The 24,915-nt window shown below is 72.4% G+C and carries 24 protein-coding genes; 16 read left to right on the forward strand and 8 right to left on the reverse strand.

Annotation, left to right across the window (positions count from 1 at the left end):
• Window positions 1-147 precede the first annotated feature (147 nt).
• Window positions 148-516, forward strand: coding sequence for a hypothetical protein (locus tag AB0G15_RS08895; protein WP_362836819.1), 369 nt, complete (start codon window positions 148-150; stop codon window positions 514-516).
• On the opposite strand, the gene AB0G15_RS08900 is transcribed toward AB0G15_RS08895, so the two are convergent.
• Window positions 422-1,393 carry a DMT family transporter gene (locus AB0G15_RS08900; protein ID WP_362836821.1) on the reverse strand — a complete coding sequence of 324 codons (972 nt, stop codon included), beginning with the start codon at window positions 1,391-1,393 and terminating at the stop codon, window positions 422-424. The two genes, AB0G15_RS08895 and AB0G15_RS08900, sit on opposite strands and share 95 nt — an antisense overlap.
• A gap of 67 nt (window positions 1,394-1,460) precedes the next feature.
• On the opposite strand from AB0G15_RS08900, the gene AB0G15_RS08905 reads away from it, so the two are divergent.
• The 7 genes from AB0G15_RS08905 to iolD all read left to right on the forward strand — a co-directional run bounded on the left by AB0G15_RS08905 (window position 1,461) and on the right by iolD (window position 9,834).
• The gene (locus AB0G15_RS08905) at window positions 1,461-2,999 is read left to right on the forward strand and encodes a PLP-dependent aminotransferase family protein (protein ID WP_362836823.1); all 1,539 of its coding nucleotides are present in this window, start codon (window positions 1,461-1,463) and stop codon (window positions 2,997-2,999) included.
• Window positions 3,000-3,142: 143 nt separating this feature from the next.
• Window positions 3,143-4,120, forward strand: coding sequence for a Gfo/Idh/MocA family oxidoreductase (locus tag AB0G15_RS08910; RefSeq protein ID WP_362836825.1), 978 nt, complete (start codon window positions 3,143-3,145; stop codon window positions 4,118-4,120).
• Between the two features lie 50 nt (window positions 4,121-4,170).
• A complete protein-coding gene (locus AB0G15_RS08915; RefSeq protein WP_362836827.1) occupies window positions 4,171-5,190 on the forward strand; it encodes a TIM barrel protein in 1,020 nt (339 codons plus the stop codon).
• The gene (iolC, locus tag AB0G15_RS08920) at window positions 5,187-6,152 is read left to right on the forward strand and encodes a 5-dehydro-2-deoxygluconokinase (RefSeq protein ID WP_362836829.1); all 966 of its coding nucleotides are present in this window, start codon (window positions 5,187-5,189) and stop codon (window positions 6,150-6,152) included. Before AB0G15_RS08915 ends, iolC begins: the two co-directional genes overlap by 4 nt.
• Entirely contained in the window at window positions 6,149-7,030 is an 882-nt protein-coding gene (locus AB0G15_RS08925) for a deoxyribose-phosphate aldolase (protein WP_362836831.1), read from the forward strand. The genes iolC and AB0G15_RS08925 overlap by 4 nt, the downstream gene beginning before the upstream one ends.
• A gap of 124 nt (window positions 7,031-7,154) precedes the next feature.
• A complete protein-coding gene (gene iolB / locus AB0G15_RS08930; RefSeq protein WP_362836833.1) occupies window positions 7,155-7,973 on the forward strand; it encodes a 5-deoxy-glucuronate isomerase in 819 nt (272 codons plus the stop codon).
• A 19-nt stretch (window positions 7,974-7,992) separates the two neighbouring features.
• Window positions 7,993-9,834 carry a 3D-(3,5/4)-trihydroxycyclohexane-1,2-dione acylhydrolase (decyclizing) gene (iolD, locus tag AB0G15_RS08935; RefSeq protein WP_362836835.1) on the forward strand — a complete coding sequence of 614 codons (1,842 nt, stop codon included), beginning with the start codon at window positions 7,993-7,995 and terminating at the stop codon, window positions 9,832-9,834.
• A gap of 81 nt (window positions 9,835-9,915) precedes the next feature.
• Here the strand turns inward: iolD and AB0G15_RS08940 are convergent, their stop codons facing one another.
• A complete protein-coding gene (locus AB0G15_RS08940) occupies window positions 9,916-11,082 on the reverse strand; it encodes an MFS transporter (RefSeq protein ID WP_362836837.1) in 1,167 nt (388 codons plus the stop codon).
• A 310-nt stretch (window positions 11,083-11,392) separates the two neighbouring features.
• On the opposite strand from AB0G15_RS08940, the gene AB0G15_RS08945 reads away from it, so the two are divergent.
• Window positions 11,393-11,995, forward strand: a complete 603-nt coding sequence (locus AB0G15_RS08945; RefSeq protein ID WP_362685137.1) for a DUF1707 domain-containing protein — start codon at window positions 11,393-11,395, stop codon at window positions 11,993-11,995.
• 93 nt (window positions 11,996-12,088) lie between these two features.
• Here AB0G15_RS08945 and glpX read toward each other — a convergent pair whose 3' ends face one another.
• Window positions 12,089-13,123, reverse strand: a complete 1,035-nt coding sequence (glpX, locus tag AB0G15_RS08950) for a class II fructose-bisphosphatase (RefSeq protein ID WP_362836839.1) — start codon at window positions 13,121-13,123, stop codon at window positions 12,089-12,091.
• A gap of 82 nt (window positions 13,124-13,205) precedes the next feature.
• Here glpX and AB0G15_RS08955 point away from each other — a divergent pair, with 82 nt between their 5' ends.
• Both AB0G15_RS08955 and AB0G15_RS08960 read left to right on the forward strand, forming a co-directional pair.
• Complete coding sequence (locus tag AB0G15_RS08955; protein WP_362685143.1) at window positions 13,206-13,811, forward strand: TetR/AcrR family transcriptional regulator; 606 nt, start codon at window positions 13,206-13,208, stop codon at window positions 13,809-13,811.
• A gap of 38 nt (window positions 13,812-13,849) precedes the next feature.
• Window positions 13,850-14,383: a DUF4245 domain-containing protein gene (locus AB0G15_RS08960; protein ID WP_362836841.1), complete on the forward strand. Its 534-nt coding sequence runs from the start codon at window positions 13,850-13,852 to the stop codon at window positions 14,381-14,383.
• A 246-nt stretch (window positions 14,384-14,629) separates the two neighbouring features.
• On the opposite strand, the gene AB0G15_RS08965 is transcribed toward AB0G15_RS08960, so the two are convergent.
• Window positions 14,630-14,860 (reverse strand): exodeoxyribonuclease VII small subunit, encoded by a 231-nt coding sequence (locus tag AB0G15_RS08965; protein WP_362836843.1) that lies wholly within the window; start codon window positions 14,858-14,860, stop codon window positions 14,630-14,632.
• Window positions 14,861-15,050: 190 nt separating this feature from the next.
• On the opposite strand from AB0G15_RS08965, the gene AB0G15_RS08970 reads away from it, so the two are divergent.
• Window positions 15,051-15,518, forward strand: a complete 468-nt coding sequence (locus AB0G15_RS08970; RefSeq protein ID WP_362836845.1) for a GNAT family N-acetyltransferase — start codon at window positions 15,051-15,053, stop codon at window positions 15,516-15,518.
• Here the strand turns inward: AB0G15_RS08970 and xseA are convergent.
• Together xseA and AB0G15_RS08980 are read right to left on the reverse strand one after the other, a co-directional pair.
• Window positions 15,496-16,704 carry an exodeoxyribonuclease VII large subunit gene (gene xseA / locus AB0G15_RS08975; protein WP_362836847.1) on the reverse strand — a complete coding sequence of 403 codons (1,209 nt, stop codon included), beginning with the start codon at window positions 16,702-16,704 and terminating at the stop codon, window positions 15,496-15,498. The two genes, AB0G15_RS08970 and xseA, sit on opposite strands and share 23 nt — an antisense overlap.
• 27 nt (window positions 16,705-16,731) lie before the next feature.
• Window positions 16,732-18,339 carry a hypothetical protein gene (locus AB0G15_RS08980; protein ID WP_362836849.1) on the reverse strand — a complete coding sequence of 536 codons (1,608 nt, stop codon included), beginning with the start codon at window positions 18,337-18,339 and terminating at the stop codon, window positions 16,732-16,734.
• 112 nt (window positions 18,340-18,451) lie between these two features.
• Here AB0G15_RS08980 and AB0G15_RS08985 point away from each other — a divergent pair, with 112 nt between their 5' ends.
• Window positions 18,452-19,420, forward strand: a complete 969-nt coding sequence (locus AB0G15_RS08985; protein WP_362836851.1) for a 4-hydroxy-3-methylbut-2-enyl diphosphate reductase — start codon at window positions 18,452-18,454, stop codon at window positions 19,418-19,420.
• A 96-nt stretch (window positions 19,421-19,516) separates the two neighbouring features.
• Here AB0G15_RS08985 and AB0G15_RS08990 read toward each other — a convergent pair whose 3' ends face one another.
• The gene (locus AB0G15_RS08990) at window positions 19,517-20,050 is read right to left on the reverse strand and encodes a DUF6542 domain-containing protein (RefSeq protein ID WP_362836853.1); all 534 of its coding nucleotides are present in this window, start codon (window positions 20,048-20,050) and stop codon (window positions 19,517-19,519) included.
• Between the two features lie 142 nt (window positions 20,051-20,192).
• Window positions 20,193-21,497 carry a DNA recombination protein RmuC gene (gene rmuC, locus AB0G15_RS08995; RefSeq protein ID WP_362685602.1) on the reverse strand — a complete coding sequence of 435 codons (1,305 nt, stop codon included), beginning with the start codon at window positions 21,495-21,497 and terminating at the stop codon, window positions 20,193-20,195.
• A 168-nt stretch (window positions 21,498-21,665) separates the two neighbouring features.
• Here rmuC and ychF point away from each other — a divergent pair, with 168 nt between their 5' ends.
• The 3 genes from ychF to AB0G15_RS09010 all read left to right on the forward strand — a co-directional run bounded on the left by ychF (window position 21,666) and on the right by AB0G15_RS09010 (window position 24,910).
• Complete coding sequence (gene ychF / locus AB0G15_RS09000) at window positions 21,666-22,754, forward strand: redox-regulated ATPase YchF (RefSeq protein WP_362836855.1); 1,089 nt, start codon at window positions 21,666-21,668, stop codon at window positions 22,752-22,754.
• A gap of 706 nt (window positions 22,755-23,460) precedes the next feature.
• Window positions 23,461-24,483, forward strand: a complete 1,023-nt coding sequence (locus tag AB0G15_RS09005; RefSeq protein ID WP_362836857.1) for a conjugal transfer protein — start codon at window positions 23,461-23,463, stop codon at window positions 24,481-24,483.
• Between the two features lie 151 nt (window positions 24,484-24,634).
• Window positions 24,635-24,910 carry a hypothetical protein gene (locus AB0G15_RS09010; RefSeq protein ID WP_329093688.1) on the forward strand — a complete coding sequence of 92 codons (276 nt, stop codon included), beginning with the start codon at window positions 24,635-24,637 and terminating at the stop codon, window positions 24,908-24,910.
• Window positions 24,911-24,915: the final 5 nt, after the last annotated feature.

Consider the following 24,915-nt stretch of genomic DNA (forward strand, 5'->3'; position numbering starts at 1 on the left):
CATATCAGCGCGTGGACATATAACGCTAAATCAGCACATTTGGGACAAGCATTAGTGGGCTATGCGTCTTTTGGGCACATATGTCCGAATGTACAGGGAAAGGTGAGAGGAGCCGGGCCGAGCGTCCGGCGGAAGCTGGGGGACACCATGAACATCGGAAACGCCGTCCTGGCCGGAAACATCGTCCTGCTGGCGATCGTGGCCATCTTCGTGGTGGCCGGCCTCGGCGTGTCACTCATAGCCATCACGCTGACGAGCATCAAGGAATCCAACGGCCGTACCCCCCAATGGCCGGTGAGCTGGCCGGAGCCCCCGCTGACCCTCTCCCGGCAGCGGCTGAAGGTCGCCTCGGGCAGGGCGAGACTGCCCTCGCAGCAGGTGACCCTGCCCCTGCGGCGGGCCGGTGAGTCCGCGCGGCAGATCAGCCTGCCCCAGCGGGTCGAGATCCCCCGGCAGCGGCTCGCTCCGCCTCAGCCGGTCGAGGTGCCCCCGCAGCGGGTGAGCCCGCTGAGCTGAGGCCGACGACGATGCCGGTGACCACGAGCGCGGCGCCGAGCAGGTCGGGCACCGCCGGCGCGCCCATGCCGAGGACGGCGCCGGTGACGATGGCGCCGACCGGGATCAGCCCGGCGAACAGCCCCGCCCTTCCCGGGCCGAGCCGGGGCAGGGCGTCGTACCAGAGGAAGAACGCCACGGTCGTCACGATCAGCGCCTGGTAGCCCAGGCCCGCCGCCTCGGAGACGGTCGGCACGCGGAACATCGCGGTGCCGTCCGCGAGCAGGCCGGCGATCACCAGCATCGGCACGGCCAGCGTCACCGAGTACGCCGAGACGCGTACCGCGCCCAGCTTCGGCAGCAGCGGGATGGCCAGCAGGGAGAAGCAGAGCTCGCAGCCCAGCGCGCCCAGCGACCAGAGCAGCCCGGGCAGGTCGCCGGTGCCCAGACCGGCGGCCACCGTCGCCCCGGCGGCGACCAGCGCCGCCGCCCCGAGGAGCCGGGGCGAGGGGCGCCCGCCGAGCAGGGCCAGCGCGAGCGGCACGGTGCCGAGGACGGTCCCGACCAGGGCCGGGCCGCCGTACCGGGTGGCCTCGACCACGCACACGTTGAAGATCACCAGTCCCGTCAGGGAGAGCGTCGCCAGCAGCGCCGTCTCGCGGGCCGTGAGCCGCACGAACCGCAGTCCCGCGACCCGGGCGACGGTGAGCAGGGCCGCGGCCGCCAGCAGGTGGCGCAGAGCCTGGCCGCCGTAGACCGGGTAGTCCCCGATCACCCCGGCGACCGCCGCCAGGGTGCCCACCAGGAACATCGCCGTCGCGGCCTGGACCGGACCGCGCGACTCCCGCAGGCCGGCGGGGCGGGTGGTGGGGCGGGTGGTACTGACATCCACGTTCATGTGCGGAATGCTAGGAAGCCAATGGCACCCCTGTCGGGTCCAATACGGCAGCGGAACAGAGGACCAATTGGCCGATCTGCACCTCGTCGTCGACCGGGCGGCGGGCGGCGTCGCCGCCCAGATCGCCCGCGAGCTCCGCGAGGCGGTACGCCGCGGGCGGCTGGCCGCGGGGGTCAGGCTGCCTGCCAGCCGCGAGCTGGCCAGGGATCTCGGCCTCTCCCGGGGCGTGGTGGTCGAGGCGTACGAGCAGCTCGTCGCCGAGGGGTTCCTGATCTCCCGGATCGGGGCGGGAACCACCGTGGCCCCCGCCGCGGGCCGTCCCGCCGCCCGCCCCGTCCCTCCCGAGCGCCCCACCGGTCCTGACGGCTCTTCCCGGACGCCGGAGGGTCCGCCGCGCGCCGGGTCCCGGCCCGCGGAGGCCCGCGGCGCGGAAGGGGATCGCGAGCCGTACCACGGGCGCCGCTCCACCGCGCCCGACCTGGGGGCGTTCCCCAGGGAGCGGTGGCTGGCCTCGATGCGCAGGACGCTCGCCGCGCTGCCCGCGGAGGCCCTGGACTACGGCGATCCCGGCGGTGTCCCGGCGCTGCGCGAGGAGCTGGCCGCCTATCTCAGGAGGGTCAGGGCGGCCGATGTGAGCCCGGACAACCTGGTGATCGTGGGCGGGGTGGCCCAGGGGGTCAGCCTCACGATCCAGGCGCTCGCGGGGAGGCTTCCCCAGGGCCCCTCGCCCCACGATCTGGGCTGGTTCGTCCGGCGGGCCTCGCGTCCGGCGCCGCCCCCCGGCCGGATCCGGCTGGCGGTCGAGGACCCGGCCGGGGGACGACAGCTCCCGCTGCTGCACGCCGCGGGCGCGGACCTGGTCGCCGTCCCGGTGGACGGCGAGGGCGTCGACGTCGGGGCCCTGGCCGCGACCGGGGCGCGCGCGGTGCTGCTCACCCCCGCGCACCAGTACCCGACGGGCGTCGTGCTCTCGCCCCGCCGCCGCGCCGAGCTGATCGAGTGGGCCGCCGCGACCGGAGCGGCGATCCTGGAGGACGACTACGACGCGGAGTTCCGCTTCGACCGCGACCCGGTGGGCTGCCTGCAGGGCCTCGCCCCGGACCGGGTGATCCTGATCGGGAGCGTCAGCAAGTCCCTGGCCCCGGGGCTCCGCCTGGGCTGGGTGGCCGCGCCGCCCGAGATCGCCGAGTCGCTGCGGCTGGCCCGCGGCGAGCTGGACCTGGGCTCGCCCGTCCTGGAGCAGTACGTCCTGGCCGACTTCGTCACGACCGGCGGCTACGACCGGCACCTGAGAAGGATGCGCCGGGAGTACCGCGCCCGCCGCGACGCCTTCGCGCTGGCGCTCGGCGAGCACCTTCCCGAGATCACGGTGTGGGGCGTCTCCGCCGGGCTCCACCTGCTCGCCGAGCTGCCGTACGGGTGGGACGAGACGGCGGTGGCGGAGACGGCCCAGGAGTGCGGGCTCGCGGTCGAGCCGGTGGGCCCGATGCGGCACGCCCCGGGCCCGCCCGCGCTGGTGATGGGCTTCGCCCGCCTGCCCGCCCGCCGCGCCGACGCGACGATCCGCGCCTTCGCGGACGCCCTGCGCCGTCGCCCCGCCCCGTGAGCAAGCCTCCCACCTGCGAACACGTTCACGCCGGAGCTTCCGGTACGGTCCGATGGATCGTCTGGATGTCCTGACAAATTCTTGACGGCTTCTGACTCCTCGCTTAGAACTGGAGATCGACCGCTTTCTTCTTCGGAGGCACGATGCGTGTTGGACTACTGGGACTCGGCAGGATCGGGGCGTTCCACGCCGCGACCCTGGCGGCGCATCCCGGGGTCGAGGAGCTGGTGGTGAGCGACGCGGACGGCGGGCGGGCGGCGGAGGTGGCCGCCAGGCTGGGAGCCCGGGTGGGGGACGCGTTCGACAGCGACGCGGTGGTGGTCGCCACTCCCACGGCGACCCACGCCGAGCTGCTGATGCGCGCCTGCGCCGAGGGGGTGCCGGCGTTCTGCGAGAAACCGGTGGCGCCCGGCGTACGGGACACCCTCCGCGTGCTCGACGCGGCCAGGCGGAGCGGCACGGTCGTGCACATCGGCTTCCAGCGGCGCTTCGACGCCGGGTACGCCGCGGCGAGGAGGGCGCTGGCCGGCGGCGAGCTGGGCACGCTGTACCGGGTGCACATGGTGAGCGCCGACCCCTGCCCGCCCGACCCCGGATACATCCCGATGTCCGGTGGCATCTACCGCGACTGCCACATCCACGACTTCGACATCCTGCGCTGGGTCACCGGCAGGGAGGCCGACACCGTCTACGCGACCGGCGCCAACCGGGGCGAGGCGTTCTTCGCCGAGGCGGGGGACGTCGACAACAGCGCCGCGCTGCTCACCATGGACGACGGCACGCTCGTCACCCTTCAGGGGTCGCGGTACAACGGCGCCGGGTACGACGTGCGGATGGAGCTGGCGGGCACCCTGCGGACCTGGGCGGTCGGCCTCGACCCGCGCGTGCCGCTGACCAGCGCCGAGGGCCTGCAGCCGCCGGGCGAGCCCTGGCCCGACTTCGCGGCCAGGTTCGAATCCGCCTACGTCGCCGAGCTCGACGCGTTTCTCCGCGCGGCGCGAGGGGAGACGGAGAGTCCCTGCACTGTCGAGGACGCCCTCGCGGCGCTCTATCTCGCCGAGGCCGCGGAGCTCTCCCGGCGCGAGGGTCGTCCGGTGCGCGTCACGGAGGTGATCGTGTGAGAAGAGGCGACCCGGTGAGAGAGACCGGCTCCGCCGGCGGAGGTGGTCCGGTGCGAACGGCCGGCGCGCCCATTTCCTGGGGGGTCTGCGAGGTCCCCGGCTGGGGGCGGCAACTGGATCGTTCCCAGGTGCTCGCCGAGATGCGGGAGCTGGGCCTGACGGCCACCGAGCTCGGCCCCGAGGGGTTCCTGCCGCCCTCGCCGACGCGCTGCCGCTCCCTTCTCGCGGAGTACGGGCTGCGGGCGGTGGGCGGGTTCGTCCCCGTCGTCCTGCACGAGGCCGACCACGACCCGCTCCCGGTCGTCCGGGCCGCGATGCGCGCCTTCATGGACGGCGAGGTGGACGTGGTCGTGCTGGCCGCCTCCACCGGCGGTGAGAGCTACGACGCCAGGCCGGAGCTGGACGCGGCCGCCTGGAAGATCCTCATGGGCAACCTGCGCCGGATCCTCAAGAACGCCAAGGAGTTCGGCAGGACCGTCACCCTGCACCCGCACATCGGGACCGTGGTGGAGAACCGGGAGGAGGTCCAGCGGGTGCTCGACGGCAGCGCGATGCCGCTCTGCCTCGACACCGGCCACCTCCTCGCGGGCGGCACCGACCCCGCGGAGCTGGTCTCCCACGCCGCGGAGCGGATCGCGCACGTCCACCTCAAGGACGTGGACGCCGCCGTGGCCGGGCGGGTCAGGGCGGGCGAGCTGACCTACACCCGGGCGGTGAAGGACGGCCTCTACCGCCCGCTGGGCCGGGGCGACGTGGATCTCCCCGCCATCGTCGGCGGCCTGACCAGGGCCGGGTACGGCGGCTGGTACGTCCTGGAGCAGGACGTCGTGCTGGGTCCCGCCGACGGCGCTCCCGGTGCTCCCGGTGCTCCCGGTGCTCCCAGGGGTTCCGGCGACCCCAAGGAGAACGTCCGCGAGAGCCTGGCGTACCTGAGGAAGCTCACCGGCGACGAGACCGGGCCGTCCGGAGGCGGTGGGGCCGGCGAGCCGGCGGGCGGCGCGGCCGGGATCGACGGGGCCGGGATCGGCGGGGTGTCTCCCGGTGAGCCGCCCGGCGGGGGAGGCGCATGATCGAGGTTCTGGCCATGGGGCGGGCCGGGGTCGACATCTACCCGCTGCAGGTGGGGGTGTCGCTGCGCGAGGTCGAGACCTTCGGCAAGTATCTGGGCGGCAGCCCCACCAACGTGGCCGTGGCCGCCGCCCGGCTGGGCCGCTCCAGCGCGGTGATCACCAGGACCGGGGACGACCCGTTCGGGCTCTTCGTGCACGACGCGCTGCGCGAGTACGGGGTCGACGACGGCTTCGTCACCCCGGTCGCGCACCTGCCCACCCCGGTGACGTTCTGCGAGATCCGGCCGCCGGACGACTTCCCCCTCTACTTCTACCGCTTCCCCAAGGCCCCCGACCTGGAGATCTTCCCCGAGGAGCTGGATCTGGAGGCCGTCGCAGGAGCCCGGCTGTTCTGGGCGACCGTCACCGGGCTGTCCCAGGAGCCCTCCCGGAGCGCGCACCTCGCGGCCTGGCGGGCCAGGGGACGCGTGCCGCACACCGTGCTGGACCTCGACTACCGCCCGATGTTCTGGTCCGGCGCGGAGGAGGCCCGCGAGCAGGTGCGCGAGGCCCTGCGCCACGTCACGGTGGCGGTGGGGAACCGGGACGAGGCCGAGGTGGCGACCGGCACCCGCGAGCCGCACGAGGCGGCCGCGGCGCTGCTGGCGGCGGGCGTCGAGCTCGCGATCGTGAAGCGGGGGGCGGGCGGGGTGCTCGGCATGACCGCGGGCGAGACGGTGGAGGTGCCGCCGGTGCCGGTGGAGGTGGTCAACGGCCTCGGCGCGGGAGACGCCTTCGGCGGTGCCCTCTGCCACGGTCTCCTCGAAGGCTGGCCCCTGGAGACCACGTTGCGGTTCGCCAACGCGGCCGGGTCCATCGTCGCGGGACGGCTGGCCTGCGCCCCGGCCATGCCACGGATCGACGAGGTGATGGACGTGCTCGGCGCGAGCGGTGACGGCCGGACAGGGCGGGGAGGCACATGAACGAGCGAGAGCACCGGACGCTCCTCGACACGCGGGCGCGGTTTCCCGGGCGGATCGCCGAGGCGGCGGCGGCGCGGCGGCGCGGGAGACCGCTGGAGGAGCGTGACCGGCTCCTGATCATCGCCGCGGACCACACCGCCAGGGGCGTCGTCGGCGTCGGCGGCCGTCCCGGGGCGATGGAGAGCCGCGTCGAGCTGCTGGAACGCCTGTGCGTGGCGCTGGCCAGGCCCGGCGTGGACGGCGTGCTCGGCACCCCCGACATCGTCGAGGACCTCCTGCTGCTCGGCGTGCTGGAGGGCAAGGTCGTGATCGGGTCGATGAACCGGGGCGGCCTGCACGGGTCGGCCTTCGAGTTCGACGACCGCTTCACCGCCTACGACACCTCCTCGATCGTCAGGACACGCCTGGACGGCGGCAAGATGCTCTGCCGGATCGGCATGGACGACCTCACCACCGCCCGCACCCTGGAATCGTGCGGCCGGGCCGTCACCGAGCTGGCCTCGCACGACCTGGTCGCGATGGTCGAGCCGTTCTGGTCCCGGCGGGCGGGCGGCGCGGTCACCCACGACCTGTCGCCCGAGGGGGTCATCCGGTCCATGCACGTCGCCCAGGGGCTCGGCGCGACCTCCGCGCGCACCTGGCTGAAGATCCCGGTCGTGGACGGCATGGAACGGGTGATGCGGGCCACCACGCTGCCGACGCTGCTCCTCGGGGGCGACCCGGGCGGCGCGCCGGAGCTCACCTACGCGGCCTGGCGTGAGGCTCTGCGACTTCCCGGCGTGCGGGGTCTGGTGGTGGGCCGCGCGTTGCTGTATCCCTCCGATGACGACGTGGCCGCGGCCGTCGACACCGCCGCGGCGATGCTGGAGGTGACATGAACGGGAGACCGGGCCGGAACCGCATCGGCGCGGGTACGAACGGGAGACCGGACCGGAACCGCGACGGCGAGGGCACGCGCGAAAGACCGGATCGGGGCGGCGACGGCGACGGCGAGGAGCGGCCATGACCTTCATCCCCGCGGGAAGCACCGCGCGGGCGCCGTGGGCGCTGTCGATCACCCCGGAGGCGGCCGGGTGGACGTACGCGGGGCTCCGCGTGCTCTGCCTGTCCGGCGAGGGCGTGGAGTTCGGCACCGGTGACGAGGAGATGCTGGTCCTGCCGCTGTCGGGCACGTGCGTGGTCGAGTGCGACGGGGAGCGGCTCACGCTGGACGGCAGGACCTCTGTCTTCCACGCGGTCACCGACTTCGCGTACCTGCCCGTCGGCGCGACCGCGCGGATCACCGGCGAGGGCCGCTTCGCCCTCCCCGCCGCCCGCGCGACCAGACGTCTCCCCGTGCGGTACGGCCCCGCGCGGGCGGTCCCCGTCGAGGTGCGCGGGACGGGGCCGGCCAGCCGCCAGGTCAACAACTTCTGCGCCCCCGACGCCTTCGACTGCGACAAACTCGTCGCGGTGGAGGTGCTGACCCCCGGCGGCAACTGGTCGTCGTACCCGCCGCACAAGCACGACACGGCCTCCGAGCGCGAGGCCGTGCTGGAGGAGATCTACTACTTCGAGGGCGGTCCCGGCTACCAGCGGGTGTACGGCACCCACGACACCCTGGCCGAGGTGGCCGCCGGAGACGTGGTGCTCGTGCCCAGCGGCTACCACGGCCCGTCGATGGCGGCCCCCGGCTACGACCTCTACTACCTGAACGTGCTGGCCGGGCCCGCGCCCGAGCGGTCGATGGCCTTCTGCGACGACCCCCGGCACGCCTGGATCCGCGCCTCGTGGGCACAGCAGCCGATCGACCCGAGGCTTCCGATGACAAAGGCCTTGTAAGGCCCTCTGAGGGGTTGCGATGAGACTCACCGTGGCACAGGCGCTCCTGCGGTTCCTCGCGAACCAGTGGTCGGAGCGCGACGGAGTGGAACACCGGCTGGTGGCCGGATGCCTGGGCATCTTCGGCCACGGCAACGTCGCCGGGATCGGGCAGGCCCTGGCCGAACGGGGGGCGGGCACGGACGGCGACCTCCCGTACTACCTGGCGCGCAACGAGCAGGCCATGGTGCACACCGCCGTCGGCTACGCGCGGGCCCGCAACCGGCTGTCCGCCTTCGCCTGCACCTCCTCGATCGGCCCCGGCGCCACCAACATGGTCACCGGGGCGGCGCTGGCCACGATCAACCGGATCCCGGTGCTGCTGCTGCCCGGCGACGTCTTCGCCACCCGCGCCGCCGACCCGGTCCTGCAGCAGCTGGAGGACCCCCGCTTCCCCGACGTGACCGTCAACGACGCGCTGCGTCCCGTCTCCCGGTTCTTCGACAGGATCAACCGGCCCGAGCAGCTCCTCGCGGCCCTCCCGGCCGCGATGCGGGTGCTGGCCGACCCGGCCGAGACGGGCGCGGTCACCCTGGCGCTGCCGCAGGACGTGCAGGCGGAGGCGTACGACTGGCCCGAGGAGCTGTTCGCCCGCCGGGTGTGGCACGTGGCGCGGCCCGTCCCCGAACCCGCCGCGCTGGCGCGGGCGGCCGAGCTGGTCAGGCGGTCGCGGCGGCCGTTGATCGTGGCGGGGGGCGGGGTGGTCTACAGCGAGGCGTGGGAGACGCTGGCCGCGTTCGCCGCCGACCACGGCGTCCCGGTGGGGGAGACCCAGGCGGGCAAGGGGACGCTGCCGTACGACCACCCCTGCGCGGTCGGCGCGATCGGGCACACCGGCACCGCCGCCGCCAACGACCTGGCCCGCGACGCCGACCTGGTCATCGGGGTCGGCACCCGCTACACCGACTTCACCACCGCCTCCCGCACCCTGTTCGGCGAGGCCGCGTTCCTCAACGTCAACGTCGCGGCCTTCGACGCCGCCAAGCACTCCGGCGAGATGCTCGTCGCCGACGCCCGCGAGGCACTGCGCGCCCTGGACCTCGGCGACTGGAGCGCCGATCTCGGCTGGACCGCCAGGGCGACGCGCCTGACCCACGAGTGGCAGGAGCAGGTCTCCCTGCTGACGACCGGGGACGCACTGACCCAGCCGGTGGTGCTCGGCATGGTCAACGAGGTGGCCCGGCCCTCGGACGTGGTGGTCAACGCGGCCGGGTCGATGCCCGGCGACCTGCACAAGCTGTGGCGCGCGAGCGACCCGAAGTCCTACCACGTCGAGTACGGCTACTCCTGCATGGGCTACGAGATCGCCGGGGGGCTCGGGGTGAAGCTGGCCGCGCCCGAGCGCGAGGTGTTCGTGCTGGTCGGCGACGGGTCCTACCTGATGATGGCCCAGGAGATCGCCACCGCCGTGCAGGAGGGCGTCAAGCTCGTCGTCGTGCTGGTCGACAACCGGGGCTTCGCCTCCATCGGCGGGCTGTCGGAGGCGGTCGGCGCGGGGCGCCTGGGCACCGCCTACCGGATGCGCGGGGCCGGGGGCGCGCTGGACGGGGCACTGCTCCCGGTCGACCTGGCCGCCAACGCCGCCAGCCTGGGCGCCGACGTGATCCGCGCCGACGGCCCCGAGTCCCTGCGGGTGGCGCTCACCAAGGCGAGGGAGGCCGTCGGCACCACCGTCGTGTACGTCGAGACGGTGCCGGGTCCCGCTCCGCAGACCACGGCCTGGTGGGACGTCCCGGTGGCGGAGGTGTCGGGGCTGCCGGAGGCGCGGCGGGCCCGCGCCGCCTACGAGCAGGCCAAACGGGACCAGCGCACCTACCTGTGAGGTCCTGCCGCGACCGGGGCCGTGGCCGTGCGGCGGGTTCCGGCACCTGCGGGGTCCCCGGGGTCCCCGGGGTCCCCGGGGTCACGGCCGTGCGGCGGGTTCCGGGTCCGGCTGGAAGCCCCTGGCGAGGAACACGATCAGTACCACCAGGACGGCGGCGGGCACGAAGGCCACCCGGATGTCCACCGTGTCGTTGAGTGTCCCGACCACGGCGACGCCGACGAGGACGCCGACGTAGTTGAACATGTTGACCCGCGCGATCGCGGTCTCCGCCCCGGCACCCAACCGGCCCGCGGCCGAGAACGACTGCGGGGCGATGACGGACAGGCCGACGCCGATCAGGCCGAACGACACGACGGCCACCGCGACGCCGGGCGCCACGACGACCCCCAGCGTGCCCGCGGCCGCGATCACCGCGCCCGCCCGGACCACCGGCGCCGGACCGTACCTGCGGACGGCGAGATCGCCGGGGACGCGGGCCAGGAGCATGGTCGCCTGGTAGGCGAGGTAGGCGAACGGCACCAGCCAGCCGCTCGCCGCCAGCGCCTTCTCCATGTAGACCGTGCTGTAGCTGGAGACCGCCGCGTCGCCGACGTACAGGAACGCCATCGCCAGGCAGAGCGGGATGATCGGCCGCCACGGCACCTTGACCGCCGCGGGCGCGGCCCGCTCGGCGGACCTCTCCTCCTCCCGCCCGTAGAGGCGCGGAAGCACGATCACCGAGATCAGAGCGCCGATCAGCACCGGGACGGAGAAGGACCAGCGCAGTTCCACGCCGAGCTCGCTGAAGGCGGAGGTGAATCCGGCCCCCAGCATCGAGCCGACGCTCCACACGGCGTGGAAGCCGGTCAGCACGCTCATGCCGTACCGGCGCTCGACCGCGACCGCCTGCATGTTCATCGCCGCGTCCACCGCGCCGAGGAACAGGCCGAACATCGCGCTGAGCGCGTACAGGCCGGCGAGCCGGTCGTTCCAGCCCGACAGGATCACCGCGGTGCAGACGCCGACCTGGGAGATCCGCAGGACCGGGGCGCTGCCGTACCGGCTCGCCAGGGGGCCCGCGACCGCGCTGCCGACCCCGGCGATCACCGGTACGAGCAGCAGGACCAGGTTGAGGTCGCCGTCGCTGAGCGCGAACTTGTGCTGGAGGTCGACCACATGGGTGAGCAGGGTGGCGAGGCAGAGGCCCTGGACGAAGAAGGCCGCCCAGGTCGCCACGCGCGCCTGCCGGTCACGTGGGGTCGGCATGACGACCTCCGGGGGGAACGTGAGGGGGATTCAAGTTCCCGTCAGGTTATGGGCGGGTCACCCGGGGGTCAATGACCGGTCACCTGCCGGTTCCACCGGCAGGTGACCGGTAGGCGACCGGCGCTGCCGGGGGCCGGGGGAACCGGACGGGGCGCTCGAAGGTGAGGGGCCGAAGTCCGCCGTGCCCGGGATCGGGGCGACCGGAAATCCCGCCGGGGAAAGGGCCCGCGGTGCTGCGGGCCCGGCCTTCCGGGGCACGCCGGCGCTCTCTCGTCGCTGCCGGAGCCCCGGCAGGGATTATGGTCGAAGGGTGGAGAGTCCCCGTCCCCCCGCCGTCCGCCGTTACGCCCCCGAGCCACGCCCCGCCGATCTGAGGGCCGGGGACACCGACCGCGAGAGGGTGGCCGCCGTGCTGGGCGACGCGCTCGCCGACGGGCGCCTCGACCACGAGGAGCACGACGAGCGCACCGAGGCCCTCTACCGCGCCCGCACGCTGGGAGAGCTCTCCGCGCTCACCGCCGACCTGCTGCCGCCCGAGGCGCAGCCGCTCCGCACCGACGTCCGCCCGGTGACGGCGTTCTTCGGCTCCGAGGAGCGCTCGGGCCGCTGGGTCGTGCCGACCCGGTTCACGGCCACCGCGATCTGCGCCAACGTCAAGCTCGACCTGTGTGACGCGCTGCTCCAGTCCAGCCACGTGACCCTGCACGTCACCGTGATGGGCGGCACCCTCACCCTGATCGTCCCCGAGGGCGTGCGGATCGAGATGCCCGCCTCGGCGTTCATGGGCGGGAAGAAGAACCAGGTCCCGGCCTCGCCCGACGGGCCGGTCATCGAGATCACCGGCGTCGTCACGCTCGGGAGCATCGTGGCCAAGTCTCCCAAGCGTCCTCGCCGCTCCTGGTTCCGCCGCTGACGCCGTTTCCCGGCGTCACCGATCCCCCGGAGAGGGCTCTTCGCCGAGAACCCTCGCCCGGGGCCGCTCCCCGGCCGGCTCCGGTGCCGCCGCTCAGCTGGCGCTGTCGAAGTTGATCGCGCTGTAGGCCCGCAGCTTCCAGAGCTGGTGCTCGCTCTCGATCTTCCGTATCGTCCCGGAACGGCCGCGCATGACCAGGGAGTTGGTGATGGCCCTGCCCGCGCGGTAGCGGACACCCTGCATCAGCTCGCCGTCGGTGATCCCGGTGGCCGCGAAGAACACGTCGTCGGACCTGACCAGGTCGTCGGTGCTCAGCGTGGCGTCGAGGTCGAGACCCGCGTCCAGCGCCCTGCGGCGCTCGGCGTCGTCCTGCGGCCAGAGTTTGCCCTGGATGACGCCGCCCAGGCACTTGAGCGCGCAGGCGGCGATGATGCCCTCCGGGGTGCCGCCGATGCCGAGCATCAGGTCGACGCCCGTACCCACCCGGGCCGCCATGATCGCACCGGCCACGTCGCCGTCGGTGATGAGCCTGATCCGGGCGCCGGTCTCCCGGATCTCACGAATGATCTTCTCGTGGCGGGGCCGGTCGAGGACGACCACGGTCACGTCCGAGGGCTCACCGCCCTTGGCGCGGGCCACCGCGGCGATGTTGTCGGCCACCGGGGCGTTGATGTCGACCGACGAGGCGGCCTCGGGGCCGGTGACCAGCTTGTCCATGTAGAAAACGGCCGACGGGTCGTACATCGAGCCGCGCTCGCTGACCGCGATCACCGAGATGCCGTTGGGCATGCCGAGCGCGGTGAGCCGGGTGCCGTCGATCGGGTCCACGGCCACGTCGCACGCCGCGCCGCTGCCGTCGCCCACGTGCTCGCCGTTGTAGAGCATCGGCGCGTTGTCCTTCTCACCCTCGCCGATCACCACCACGCCGCTCATGGACACCGTGTTGATCAGCTGGCGCATGGCGTTCACCGCGGCGCCGTCGGCGCCGTTCTTGTCACCCCGCCCGACCCAGCGGGCACCGGCCATCGCGGCCGCCTCCGTGACCCGGACCAGTTCCAGAGCGAGGTTGCGATCGGGTGCGTGTTCTCCCGTGGCGAGGGCGTCGGGAACGGACGTCTCATCGGACATGGTGGGAAACCCCTCTCGTGGTCAATGCAACGATCGTAGTTGGCACCCCTCTGACCGGTCGGCGGAGGATAATGTGCCCACCATGAGCAGCGACACGGAACGACTGGTGAAAGGTGTGGGGGCGCGGACCTCCGAGCGAGGTGCCGCCACGCGCGTCGCGCTCCTGTCCGCCGCGAGGGAGATCTTCGTCACGAGCGGTTTCGCCGAGACCGGGGTCACCGACGTGGTCGCCCGCGCGGGAGCGAGCGTCGGAAGTCTTTACCATCACTTCTCCGGAAAGGCCGACCTCTACCTCACCCTTTTCGAGGAGTTCCAGACCCGTCAGACCCAGCGGACCAAGCAGGCGGTCCAGGACTCCAGGGCCGACGGTGAGAGCGACCCGATGCGGCTGTTCATCGCCGGGGCCCGCGCCTACCTGGAGGGCTGCCTGACCGAGCGGGAGATCTCCGCGCTGTTCCTGCGCGGGGACGGGCCGCCGGGGTTCGAGCTCATCATGCGCGACAGGCTCCGGCAGTGGGCCAAGCGCAACGCGGCCCTGTTCGAGGGCGACGAGGGAGCACTGGTCGTGGTCCTCACCGGCGCGCTCGCCGCCGCGGTCTCCGAGGTCGCCCTGTCCGACGACGAGGACGCCTCCCGGGTCCTGGTCGAGGACGTGCTGACCATCATCGCCCAGATCCGCCGCCCCTGAGGCCGGACCGCCCTCCCGAACGGATAGTGTCGGCAGTCGTGCAAAAGTTCACTCAGGGCTTCTACGGCTACGTGTTCGCGATGGCGGTCTGTCTGGGCGCCGTCGGCCTGTTCCTGCTGGTCACGCCGCAGAGCAGAACCGAGCACATCCCCAGGGTCGACTACTCGATCGCCCTGGCCGACCTGCGCCGCACGGCTCCCTTCCAGGTGTGGGCACCCGAGCCCGTCGCCGCCGGATGGGTCCCGAACAGCTCCCGGAACACGAACGCCAACGGCGTCACGACCTGGAGGCTCGGCTTCGCCACCGCGAAGCGCTTCCACGCGATGCTCGCGCAGAGCAACGAGAAGCCCGCGGCCGGGTTCGCCAACCGGCTCTCCAACACCTCCACGGTCACCGGAACCGTCCAGATCAACGGTGTGACCTGGGAGCAGCGCGTCCGCGAGGACAAGAACCAGCGTTCCCTCGTCCGGCTCCTGCCGGACGTCACGATCGTCGTCACCGGCACCGCTCCGTGGGACGAGCTGTCCGCCCTGGCCGGATCCCTCAAGCAGCAGCCGAAAGTAACCTCCTGAGGCCTGAGGCCCGCTCCGCATGATGGGCGCCTGAGGCCTGAGGCCCGCTCCGTCTGAAGGACTTCCGAGGTCCTGAGGTTCGCTCCACCGGAAGGGCGGGGATTCCCGCCCGCCGTCCGGCTTCGGGTGGGTCGTCGTCTCCCGCGCTCCACAACCGTCCGGCCCTCCCGGCGGCCCGGACGCCGATCGCGAGGGGCCGGCGGTGGGGAAGCGTTCGGGCCGGGCCGCTCGTTCGGGCCGGACCGCTCAGAAGGGGGCGTCTCCGGCCGCATCGGGCTGCCGCCGCTGCGCCATGGCCGCCGCGAGCTTCACCCTGGCCCCCTGGAGCCACTCCTCGCAGACCGCGGCCAGCCTCTCGCCGCGCTCCCAGAGCTCGATCGACTGTTCCAGGGTGAGCCCGCCCGCCTCGAGGCTGCGGACCACCTCGGTCAGCTCCTCGCGCGCCTGCTCGTACGACGGTGTCTTCTCATCGGCCACGCACCCCACCTTAGGTCGTGTCCCGGAGATCTTCAGCCCGTGACCGTCCGCCCGGCGTGGTCCCGGCGCGCTCTCACCGGCGAGGTCAGCCCGGCGGCGCCTCGCCGTACCGCCCGCGGCCCCGCCACGGGTGGTCCACCGGCGCCTCCCCGGCCGCTCAACCGCGTCGTACGGCTGGGACAATTCCCGGGTGAACGTTCGCGACGCGACACCGCAGGACATCCCCGAACTGGTGCGTCTCCGTGAGGTCCTGGCCGACCGGATGGCCCAGGACGGCACCTACCCGATCGACGAGGAGTGGCAGGGGGCCTACGCGGAGAGCCTCGAGGAGCGGCTGGGCAGTTCCGACACGGCCGTCTACGTGGTGGACGCCCCCCAAGGACTGGCGGCCTGCGGGATCGGCCTCATCTTCCAGCGCTTTCCCGGCCCCTCCCTGCCCGACGGCCGCTACGGCTACGTCCAGGGCATGGCCACCGACCCCCGGCACCGGCGCCGGGGTCACGGCCGGGCGATCATGGGAGCCCTCCTGGACTGGTACCGCGACAGCGGGGTCCACAGGGTCGACCTGCACGCGACCTCCGACGCCGAGCCCCTCTACCGGCAGTTCGGCTTCGTCGACGACGGCTACCCCTCGCTCACGTGGCGGTCTCGCTCCTGACCGTCACCCGATCGTCGGGGAAGCGCACCGTCAGCTCGTCACCGGGGGAGACCTCGCTCGCGAGACGTACGACATCGCCCGAGGGACGCTGCACGATCGCGTAGCCGCGCTCCAGCGTGGCGGCCGGAGACAGCGAGACCAGGCGGGCGCGCAGGTGCTCCAGCGAGTCCTGGGCGCGGTCCAGGGAGGCGGTGAGGGAGCGTCTCGCCCGGTCCCTGAGCTGCTCGGCCTGCTCGGCCCTGCGCTCGACCTCGCGCACCGGGTCGGCGAGAGAGGGCCGGGAGCGGGCCGCCGCCAGCCAGGCCGTCTCGCGGTCGAGCCAGCCGCTCGCCACCCTGCGGCCCCGGTCGCGGAGCTGGCGGATCAGCGTCATCTGCTCGCCGACGTCCGGCACCACCTTCTTCGCCGCGTCCGTCGGCGTGGACGCGCGCACGTCGGCGACGAGGTCGAGCAGCGGATTGTCCTGCTCGTGGCCGATCGCGCTGACCACGGGCGTGCGGCACGCCGCGACCGCCCGGACGAGGGACTCGTCCGAGAAGGGCAGCAGGTCCTCCATCGACCCGCCGCCGCGCGCGACCACGATGACGTCGACCTCGCCGTCCGCGTCGAACTTGCGCAGCGCCTCGGTGACCTCGCCGACCGCGTACGGCCCCTGCACGGCCACCGGCTCGACCTTGAACCGCACGGCGGGCCAGCGGCGCCGCGAGTTCTCCAGCACGTCGCGCTCGGCGGCCGAGTCACGACCGCAGATCAGCCCGACCGTGCCCGGCAGGAACGGCAGCCGCCGCTTCCTGTCGACACCGAAGAGCCCCTCGGACGCGAGCAGCTGGCGCAGCCGCTCCAGCCGCGCCAGCAGCTCGCCGACCCCGACCGGCCGCAACTCCAGCGCGGTGAACGCGAAGGAACCCTTGTTGACCCAGAAGTCGGGCTTCAGGTGGGCCACGATCCTGGCGCCGTCCACCGGCCGGGGGAGGGTCGCCTCGTACACGCCACGCGGACAGGTGACCCGGGCCGACACGTTGGCCACCGGGTCGCGCAACGTCAGGAACACCGTGCCGCCGCGGGCGGTCAGCTCGGTGATCTGCCCCTCGACCCAGACGGTGCCGAGCTTGCCGATCCAGCCGCCGACCATCTGCAACACCGTGCGAACCGGGAGGGGCTGCTCAGGGGTGGTCTTCGAGCTCATGGCCGGGAGCCTACGCGCCGGACGTGACTATTCCGCGGTCTCCAGCTTGGCCAGGCGGTTCTCGTACATCCGCACGACGGTCTCGCGGTTGGTGGTGGCCCGCTCGTAGGTGATCAGTTCCAGGATCTGCCCGGCCGTCCTGCCGCGCATCCGCGCCCGCAGGGACGCGACCGTCAGCTCCGCGTAACCGGGCAGCGGCTCGGCGGGCGTGCCGGTCGCCGCCGTGGGGGCACCGGCCGCGCCGGCCGCCTCGGAGGCCGCGGCCCTGGTCTGCGTCACCTCGACCACCGCGGCGTCCGCGGTCTCGGGCTTCGCGGTCTCGACCTTCGTCACCTCGACCTTCACCGCCGAGGGGGTCTCGAGCACGGCCTCCGCGGGGGCGTTCGCCGTGCTGCTCGCCGTGGCGCTCGTCAGGGCGCCGTCCTCCGCGCCCTCGGCGGCGTTCTCGGCGTTCTCGGCCACGGTCTCCGCGGGGGCGGCCTTGGTGGTCTTGCGGGTCCTGGTCGCCCTGGCCTTCGGAGCGGTCTGGGCGGCCTCGGGCGCGATGCTCTCGGACCGCGCGGCCCCGGACTTCCCGGCCTTCGACCCCGCGGCCTTGGAACTCACGGCCTTGGAGTCCACGGTCTCGGACGCGGCGGCCTCGGTGGCCGGAGCCTTGGCCTTGGCCCGGGTGGTCCTGGGCTTTTTGGCGGGGGTCTCGGCGACCGCGCTCGCCTCGGCCTGGGGCTCCGCGGCCTCGGGCTTCGCGACGGGAGCCTTGGCCCGGGTGGTCCTGGGCTTTTTGGCGGGGGCCTTGGCCTCGGCGGCGGGTGCCTCGGGGGCGGTGGTCTCCGTGGCCCTCGCGGCCTTCGTGGCCTTCGCGGTCTTCGTGGCGGCGCTCTCGGTCACCTCGAGCTCGGCGGGCTTGGTGGGCTCGGCGGCCGGGGCCTCCGCGACCTTGGCTTCAGCGGTCTCGGGGGCGGTGGTCTCCGTGGCCTTCGCCTCCGGGGTGGCGGCTGCCTGCGCGGCCTCGGCCTTCGTGGCGGCCGGGGTCTCCGCGACGACCGGGGCTTCCGTCTCCGCGGCGGCGGGAGCCTTCACGGCCTTCGCCCCCGTCTCCGCGGCGGCGGGAGCCTCCGCGGAGGCGGCCTCGGCGGGCTTCGCCGTGGCGGTCTCGGCCTCCGGAGCGGTGGGTGCGCCGGTGGTTCCGGCGGTGGCCGGGGCGTCGGCGGTCTCCTCGGCCCTGACCTCGGAAGCCCTGACCTCGGAAGCCTTGACCTCGGGAGCGGAGGGCGTCGCGGTGTCGGGCTTGGTGGGGCTGAAGATGACCGGGTCGGGGGCGGTCCTGGTCCCGTTGCTCTCGGCGGCGGGCCTGCTCGCGGCCTTCTCCGGGCGCGGCGCGAAGATGACGGGCTCGCGGCGGGTGGGCTCCCCCGCCTGGTCCTTGGTCTTCTCACCGGTCTCCGCGGGCCTGTCGCCGGCCGTCCCGAAGGGCTCGTCGGTCTCGCCCTGGCCGGAGGTGCCCTTGAACCTGTTCCGGACGCGGTCGCCCAGGAGCAGGGCCTGGCCGACCCCGCTCAGCGCGCTCTGCAACATGTGCAGCGGCAGGTCTTTTGCCTTTTGTGTGACATTGCGGATCATGTCGGGGACTGACATATCGTCTCCCTGGGAGGTCTGTATCGAGAAGGCTAGTGTGGCAAGACTTGTGCCGCATGAACCTGTGGGACGTATGGGCTGTCTCGCGGGCGTGTCCACGTAGCATAAGAGCATGACTTCAGACACCCCCGCGACCCGACGCGTACTAGTGGCGAAGCCCCGTGGTTACTGCGCGGGGGTTGATCGTGCGGTGCAGGCCGTGGAGAAGGCGCTGGAGCAGTACGGCGCCCCGATCTACGTTCGTAAGCAGATCGTCCACAACACCCACGTGGTCAAGACGCTGGAGCAGCGTGGGGCGATCTTCGTCGAGGAGACCGAGGAGGTGCCCGAGGGCGCCATCGTCGTCTTCTCCGCCCACGGGGTCTCCCCGGCGGTCCACCAGGAGGCCGCCCTGCGCAGCCTCAAGACGATCGACGCCACCTGCCCCCTGGTGACCAAGGTGCACAACGAGGCCAAGCGCTTCGCCTCCCAGGACTACGACATCCTCCTCATCGGCCACGAGGGCCACGAGGAGGTCGAGGGCACCGCGGGCGAGGCGCCCGACCACGTCCAGCTCGTCGACGGCCTGCACTCGGTCGACACGGTGCGGGTCAAGGACCCCGAGCGGCTGGTCTGGCTGTCACAGACCACGCTGTCGGTGGACGAGACGACCGAGACGGTCACCCGGCTCAAGGAGCGCTTCCCCAACCTGATCGACCCCCCGAGCGACGACATCTGCTACGCCACCCAGAACCGCCAGGTCGCGGTCAAGGAGATCGCCGCCCAGGCCCAGCTGGTCATCGTCGTCGGCTCTGAGAACTCCTCCAACTCCAAGCGGCTGGTCGAGGTCGCCCTCGACCACGGGGCCGACGCCTCCTACCTGGTCGACGACGCCTCGCTCATCGACGACGCCTGGTTCGACGGCGTCACCACGGTCGGCGTGACGAGCGGCGCCTCGGTGCCCGAGGAGCTCGTCGCCGAGGTCCTGGCCCGCCTGGCGCGGAACGGTTTCGAGGACGTCGAGGAGGTCGAGTCCGTCCACGAGAGCGTGCGCTTCGCGCTCCCGCACGAGCTGCGCAAGGACCTGCGCGCCACGGTCTGACCACGGGTCCGGACCACGCGGCTCCGATCAGGCGCCTCCCTCGGGAGACACCGTCACCCGAGGGACCCCTCACCGGCGAGGCCTCACGCCCGGCCGCTACTGCCCCTCGCGCGGGGTGCCGTACACCTTGGGCTCGAAGTATCCCTCGGGCTCGGGGGCGAAGGCGGTGCCGCCGCCGTCGCCGCCGCTCCTCGGGCGGGGGACCGAGGCCTTGGTCGCCTTGAGCTCCTCGCGCAGCTCGCGGACGCAGCGGGTCAGGCCGCGGCGCCAGGCGATGACCAGCACCAGGAACGAGCCGCCGAACAGCCAGGGGGCTCCCTGCGACAACGCCGTGTACATGCCCAGGCCGAAGGCCTGGACGGGGGTGGCCGCGAACAGGGAGCGGACCGCCTCGATGAACGCGGTGGTCACGAAGAAGACCAGGGGCGGGGACACCACCAGCGACAGCAGGTCCCGGCGGTTGACGAGCGCCGCGGCGGCCACGCAACCGGCCACGAACGCCGCCCCGGTCAGCGCCGCCACTCCCAGCAGCGCCTGCAGCACGCTGCCCACCAGCGTGGACGCCAGTACGAAGGCCAGCGCGCCCCGGACGGTCAGCCGGATGCCCGCGGCCCGGTCAAGCTCACTCATGCGATCACCCCGCCGGCCGGCTGCACGCCGCCTCGCTCGTCCACCACTCGCCCCCTTGACCCTGCCCGGCCCTCGCGGACTCCCGCGTCGTCGAACCCGCTGTCTCCAGTGTCCGGCCGCCGGAGCCTTCAGGGAACAGTTTCTAGGGCAGGTCGTTGGCCAACCTACCGTTCAGGCGGGATACGAGAGGTGAGCTTGGCTCCTCTTGCGCGAGCAGTTCCGGCGAGGTCAGGGCGCGCGGCAGGTCCTCGACCGCCTGCGGCGTGTCCAGGTCGGTCTCGACCAGCCCCAGGTCGTTCAGCTTGCGGGCGCTCACCAGCACCCGGGTCTCCAGCGAGCCGACCGTCCTGTTGTACGACTCCACGGCCCGGCTCAGCGAGCGGCCCAGGGCGTCGACGTTGCGCCCCATGCTGCTCAGCCGCTCGTACAGCTCCTTGCCGACCTCGAAGATCGCCCGCGCGTTCTCGCCGAGCGCGGCCTGCTGCCAGGCGTACTGCGCGGTGCGGAGCATGGTGATCAGCGTGGTGGGCGTGGCGATGTGAACCCGGCGCCGCATGGCGTACTCCAACAGGGCGGGGTCGCGTTCCAGGGCCGGGGCGAGGAACGCCTCGCCGGGGATGAACAGCACCATGAACTCCGGCGCCGGGCTGAACGCCTGCCAGTAGGGCTTGGAGGCGAGCCGATCGACGTGGTCGCGCACGTGCCGGGCGTGGGCGTCGAGCCGGGCCGACTGGTGGTCGGGATCGGCCGACTCGGCGGCCTCCAGATAGGCGGACAGCGAGACCTTGGAGTCGACCACGATGTTCTTGCCGCCGGCCAGCCGCACGATCATGTCGGGTCGCAGGACACCGTCCGGCGTGGTGACGCTCACCTGCTCGTCGAAGTCGCAGAACCGCTGCATCCCGGCGATCTCGGCGACCCTGCGGAGCTGGAGCTCCCCCCACCTGCCCCTGGCCTCGGGCCGCTGCAGGGCCCGTACCAGCGAGCTCGTCTGGGCTCGGAGCTGCTCGTTGCTCTCGCGGACGACGTCGATGTGCTTGGCCAGCTCGGCGTGGGCGGCCCGCTGGCCCGTCTGGGTGTCGCGCAGCTGCGTCTCGACGCGGGCCAGGGTGTCCTTCAGCGGCTCGATCAGGTGTTCGACGGCCTGCTTGCGCTGCTCCAGCTCACCGGCCGCCTCGGCCCGGTTGGCGGCCAGCCTCGTCTCCGCCAGTTCCAGGAACCGCAGGTTGTTGACGTCGAGCGCCCGGCTCGACAGGGCCTGGAACCGTTCGGAGAGCTGCCCCTCGATGTAGGCGACCTTCTCTTCGGCGATCTTCGCGCGGGCCTCGGCGTCGGCCAGGCGCGCCGTGACGTCCGCGGCTCCGGAGGAGGCGCGCGCCCGGCCCAGCAGGAACCCGATCGCGAGTCCCGCGGCGAGGCCCACCGCGAGCTGGAAGGAGAGCGCCATGACATCCACCCCGGCATGATTCCAGGCCCGGCCACTCCTGGCGCGCCGACACGCTCCCGAAGCCGGCGCGCTCCCGGACCGGAACCGGCTCCGTCCGTGCCCGTGACGCTCACCTGTGACCCGTCCGTGGCAGGTAGCAGTGGGTCATTCCGCGTAAACTCGGCTCACGTGAGCCTGAGCATCGGCATCGTCGGATTGCCCAACGTCGGCAAGTCAACGCTTTTCAACGCGCTGACGAAGACCGCCAACGCCCTGGCGGCGAACTATCCGTTCGCCACCATCGAGCCCAACGTGGGCATCGTCGGCGTTCCCGACCCGCGTCTTGAGAAGCTGGCCGAGATCTTCGGATCCGCCAAGATCCTGCCGGCGAAGGTCGAGTTCGTCGACATCGCGGGTCTGGTCCGCGGCGCCTCGGAGGGACAGGGGCGAGGCAACCAGTTCCTCGCCAACATCCGTGACACCGACGCGATCTGCCAGGTCATCCGGGTCTTCAACGACCCCGACGTGACCCACGTGGACGGCGGCGTCGCCCCCGGGCGCGACATCGAGACGATCAACACCGAGTTGATCCTCGCCGACCTGCAGACGCTGGAGAAGGCGATTCCCCGCCTGCAGAAGGAGTCCAGGACCAACAAGGACCGCAAGGCCGCGCTCGACGCGGCGGAGGCGGCGTTCAAGCTCCTCGACGGCGGCACCACCCTGTACGCCGGGGCCAAGGGCGCGGGCATCGACCCGAAGGACCTGCGCGAGCTGCACCTGCTGACGGCCAAGCCGTTCCTGTACGTCTTCAACCTCGACGCCGACGAGCTGGTGGACGAGAAGCTCCGGGCCCAGCTGTCGGCGCTCGTCGCACCGGCCGAGGCCGTCTTCCTCGACGCGAAGATCGAGTCCGAGCTCGTCGAGCTCGACGACGTCGAGGCGCTGGAGCTCCTGCAGTCCGTCGGCCAGGAGGAGTCGGGCCTGACCCAGCTGGCCAGGGTGGGCTTCGAGACCCTGGGGCTGCAGACCTACCTGACCGCCGGCCCCAAGGAGACCAGGGCCTGGACGATCCGCAAGGGCGCCACCGCCCCCGAGGCGGCCGGGGTCATCCACACCGACTTCCAGCGCGGTTTCATCAAGGCCGAGATCGTCTCCTTCGACGAGCTCGTGGAGGCCGGGTCCATCGCCTCCGCCCGCCAGGCGGGCAAGGCCCGTATCGAGGGCAAGGACTACGTCATGCGCGACGGCGACGTGGTGGAGTTCCGCTTCAACGTCTGACCGCTCGCGTGTCACGAACTCACGGGTCACGAAGGAGTCCCCGGCCCGCCGGTGGGGCGGCCGGGTGTTCCCTTCCGAGGAGACCCGTGGGGACCTGAGGGGACCCGAGGGAACGCGGCCTGCCCGCCGTCGGGGGTCACGTCCATGGGCGTGCGGTACGGGCACCCGGGGCGGGGCGGGATGGGCCGGCCGGGTTCCGGCGAGGGGGCGCGGCGCCGCGCGTGCCAGGGGCACTCCGGACCCCTCACTCAACCCCGTCGTGCTTTCCGCCGCCCAGACAGACCCGGACGCAGACAGATCCGGACGCAGACAGATCCGGACGATTGCCCACCACATCCGATGATCCATTCCTGGCCGGACGTGCTGAGTCACGCTATTTGGGGGTTGTCACCCTAGGTGACGTATTTCGTGTTAAATGCGCAGGTCGCGACAGTCCGGGGGCCGTCCAGTTAGCAATGGGTGGCTTTTGAGTAATCAGCCCACGCGCTGGCCAGGGGTAATGCGCTTTTCGCGGGTCATCGGCGGCATCGGCGGCCTCGTCGGCGTTCCAGACCGGGTTTGCTCAGTCATCGCGATGCCTGCAGCATAGGCGTGGCTTTCCTGGAAGAATCGGCTGGGCGGCTAGAGTAAGTGCGTCACCATGGCCAATGGGATCGGCGGCGATACGACCCCGCACCGGCCGAGGATTGACGCGAGCGGAGGCGTGATGGCTCGAAGGTCGACGGTCCAGCGTGATCCCCGGATCGCTGGCGACCCCGAGCTGTCGGCATACCCGGACTTTCCCGACGATCTCGATCGCGCTCCGGCGCGCGGGCGGGGCGCGTCGCGCGGACGCTGGTCCGGTGGAGGCGGTCGCTGGCTGGTGTGGACCGGCCGTGCCGTGCTCTGGGCGCTGATCGTCGTCATCGTGGTGAACGGGGTCCGCGCGCCCTTCGAGCGCTTCACCCAGCAGAACGCCCCCTCCGGCGCGGCGTCCGTGCCGGACGACGGATTCCCCGCGGCCCAGGCCTCCGCCTTCGCGGCGCAGTTCGCCGAGGTCTACCTGAACTTCGACGGGGCCCGCCTCTCGGAGAGGGAGGCGAGGCTCGCCCCCTACCTGCCCGAGGGCGCCGAGGCGCAGTTCGGCTGGGACGGTTTCGGCAGGATGAGCGCTGGAGCGGTGCAACCGTACGGGATCGAGGTCGTCGACACCGCCAACGCCGTCGTCACGGTCGCCTACCAGTCGGATGACCGCCGTCAGCTCCTGTCGGTGCCCGTCTACCACGACCGGGCCGCGAAGAGGTTCGTCGTCGCCGGGCGTCCGGGCATCCTGCCCGCGCCGAGGGTGGCCGACCTGCCGCCCAAGGCCGCGCCCGAGCGCGACCGGGCCGCGGAGCAGGAACTGCGCACCACGCTCGAGGACTTCTTCAGGGCGTACGCGGGTGACACCACCGCGCTGCAGCAGTACGCCGACGCCGGGGTCACCCTGCAGGGGTTCGGCGGCGCGTTCACCTTCCAGCAGCTCAAGGACTTCATGGTGCCCCTCGACGGAGGGGCCACCCGCAAGGTGACCGCGACGGTCCTGTGGGGTGTCCCGTCGAAGGCGGAGCCGTCCGCCGAGCCGGAGCCCGCCGATCCCGGCCAAACAGGAGGCAAGCTGGAACAGTCCTACTTGCTCACCATGGTCAAGCAAGGCGACAAATGGTTCGTCAAGGACATCCGCGGCGCATATCGATCTGTGGCGGGGTAACGCATGATCGAATGGTGCCGGTCCACGGTGAGCAGACCCCCCTTGATCGATGAGCCGCCGGTCCGGGTCCCCGCGTTTACGCGCCGCGGGCCCGTCGCCGCCCGGCGGGCACGATCGTGAGTACGGAGGACAAGAAGTGATTCTCAAGACCATGCTGCTGAGCGCCATAGAGCTCGCTCAGCCCACAGCTCCTCCGGCGGGCGTCAACACCGAGGGCCTCGCCGACTTCCTCCGCAGCTTCTTCGCCCCGCTCTTCCTGGTCATCGTCTCGGTGGTGGCCCTCTTCTTCCTCTTCACCCGTGAGATCACCAGGTTCGTCCAGTTCATCATCCTGGCGATCGCCATCGGAGTGATCTTCTACGTGCCGAACATCATCGAGGTGACTGCCAAGGCGATCGCGGGCGCACTGGGCATCTCGGGGGGTTGAGACCG

Origin of the sequence: Streptosporangium sp. NPDC023825, assembly GCF_040639575.1 — a bacterium.
Classification (GTDB): domain Bacteria; phylum Actinomycetota; class Actinomycetes; order Streptosporangiales; family Streptosporangiaceae; genus Streptosporangium.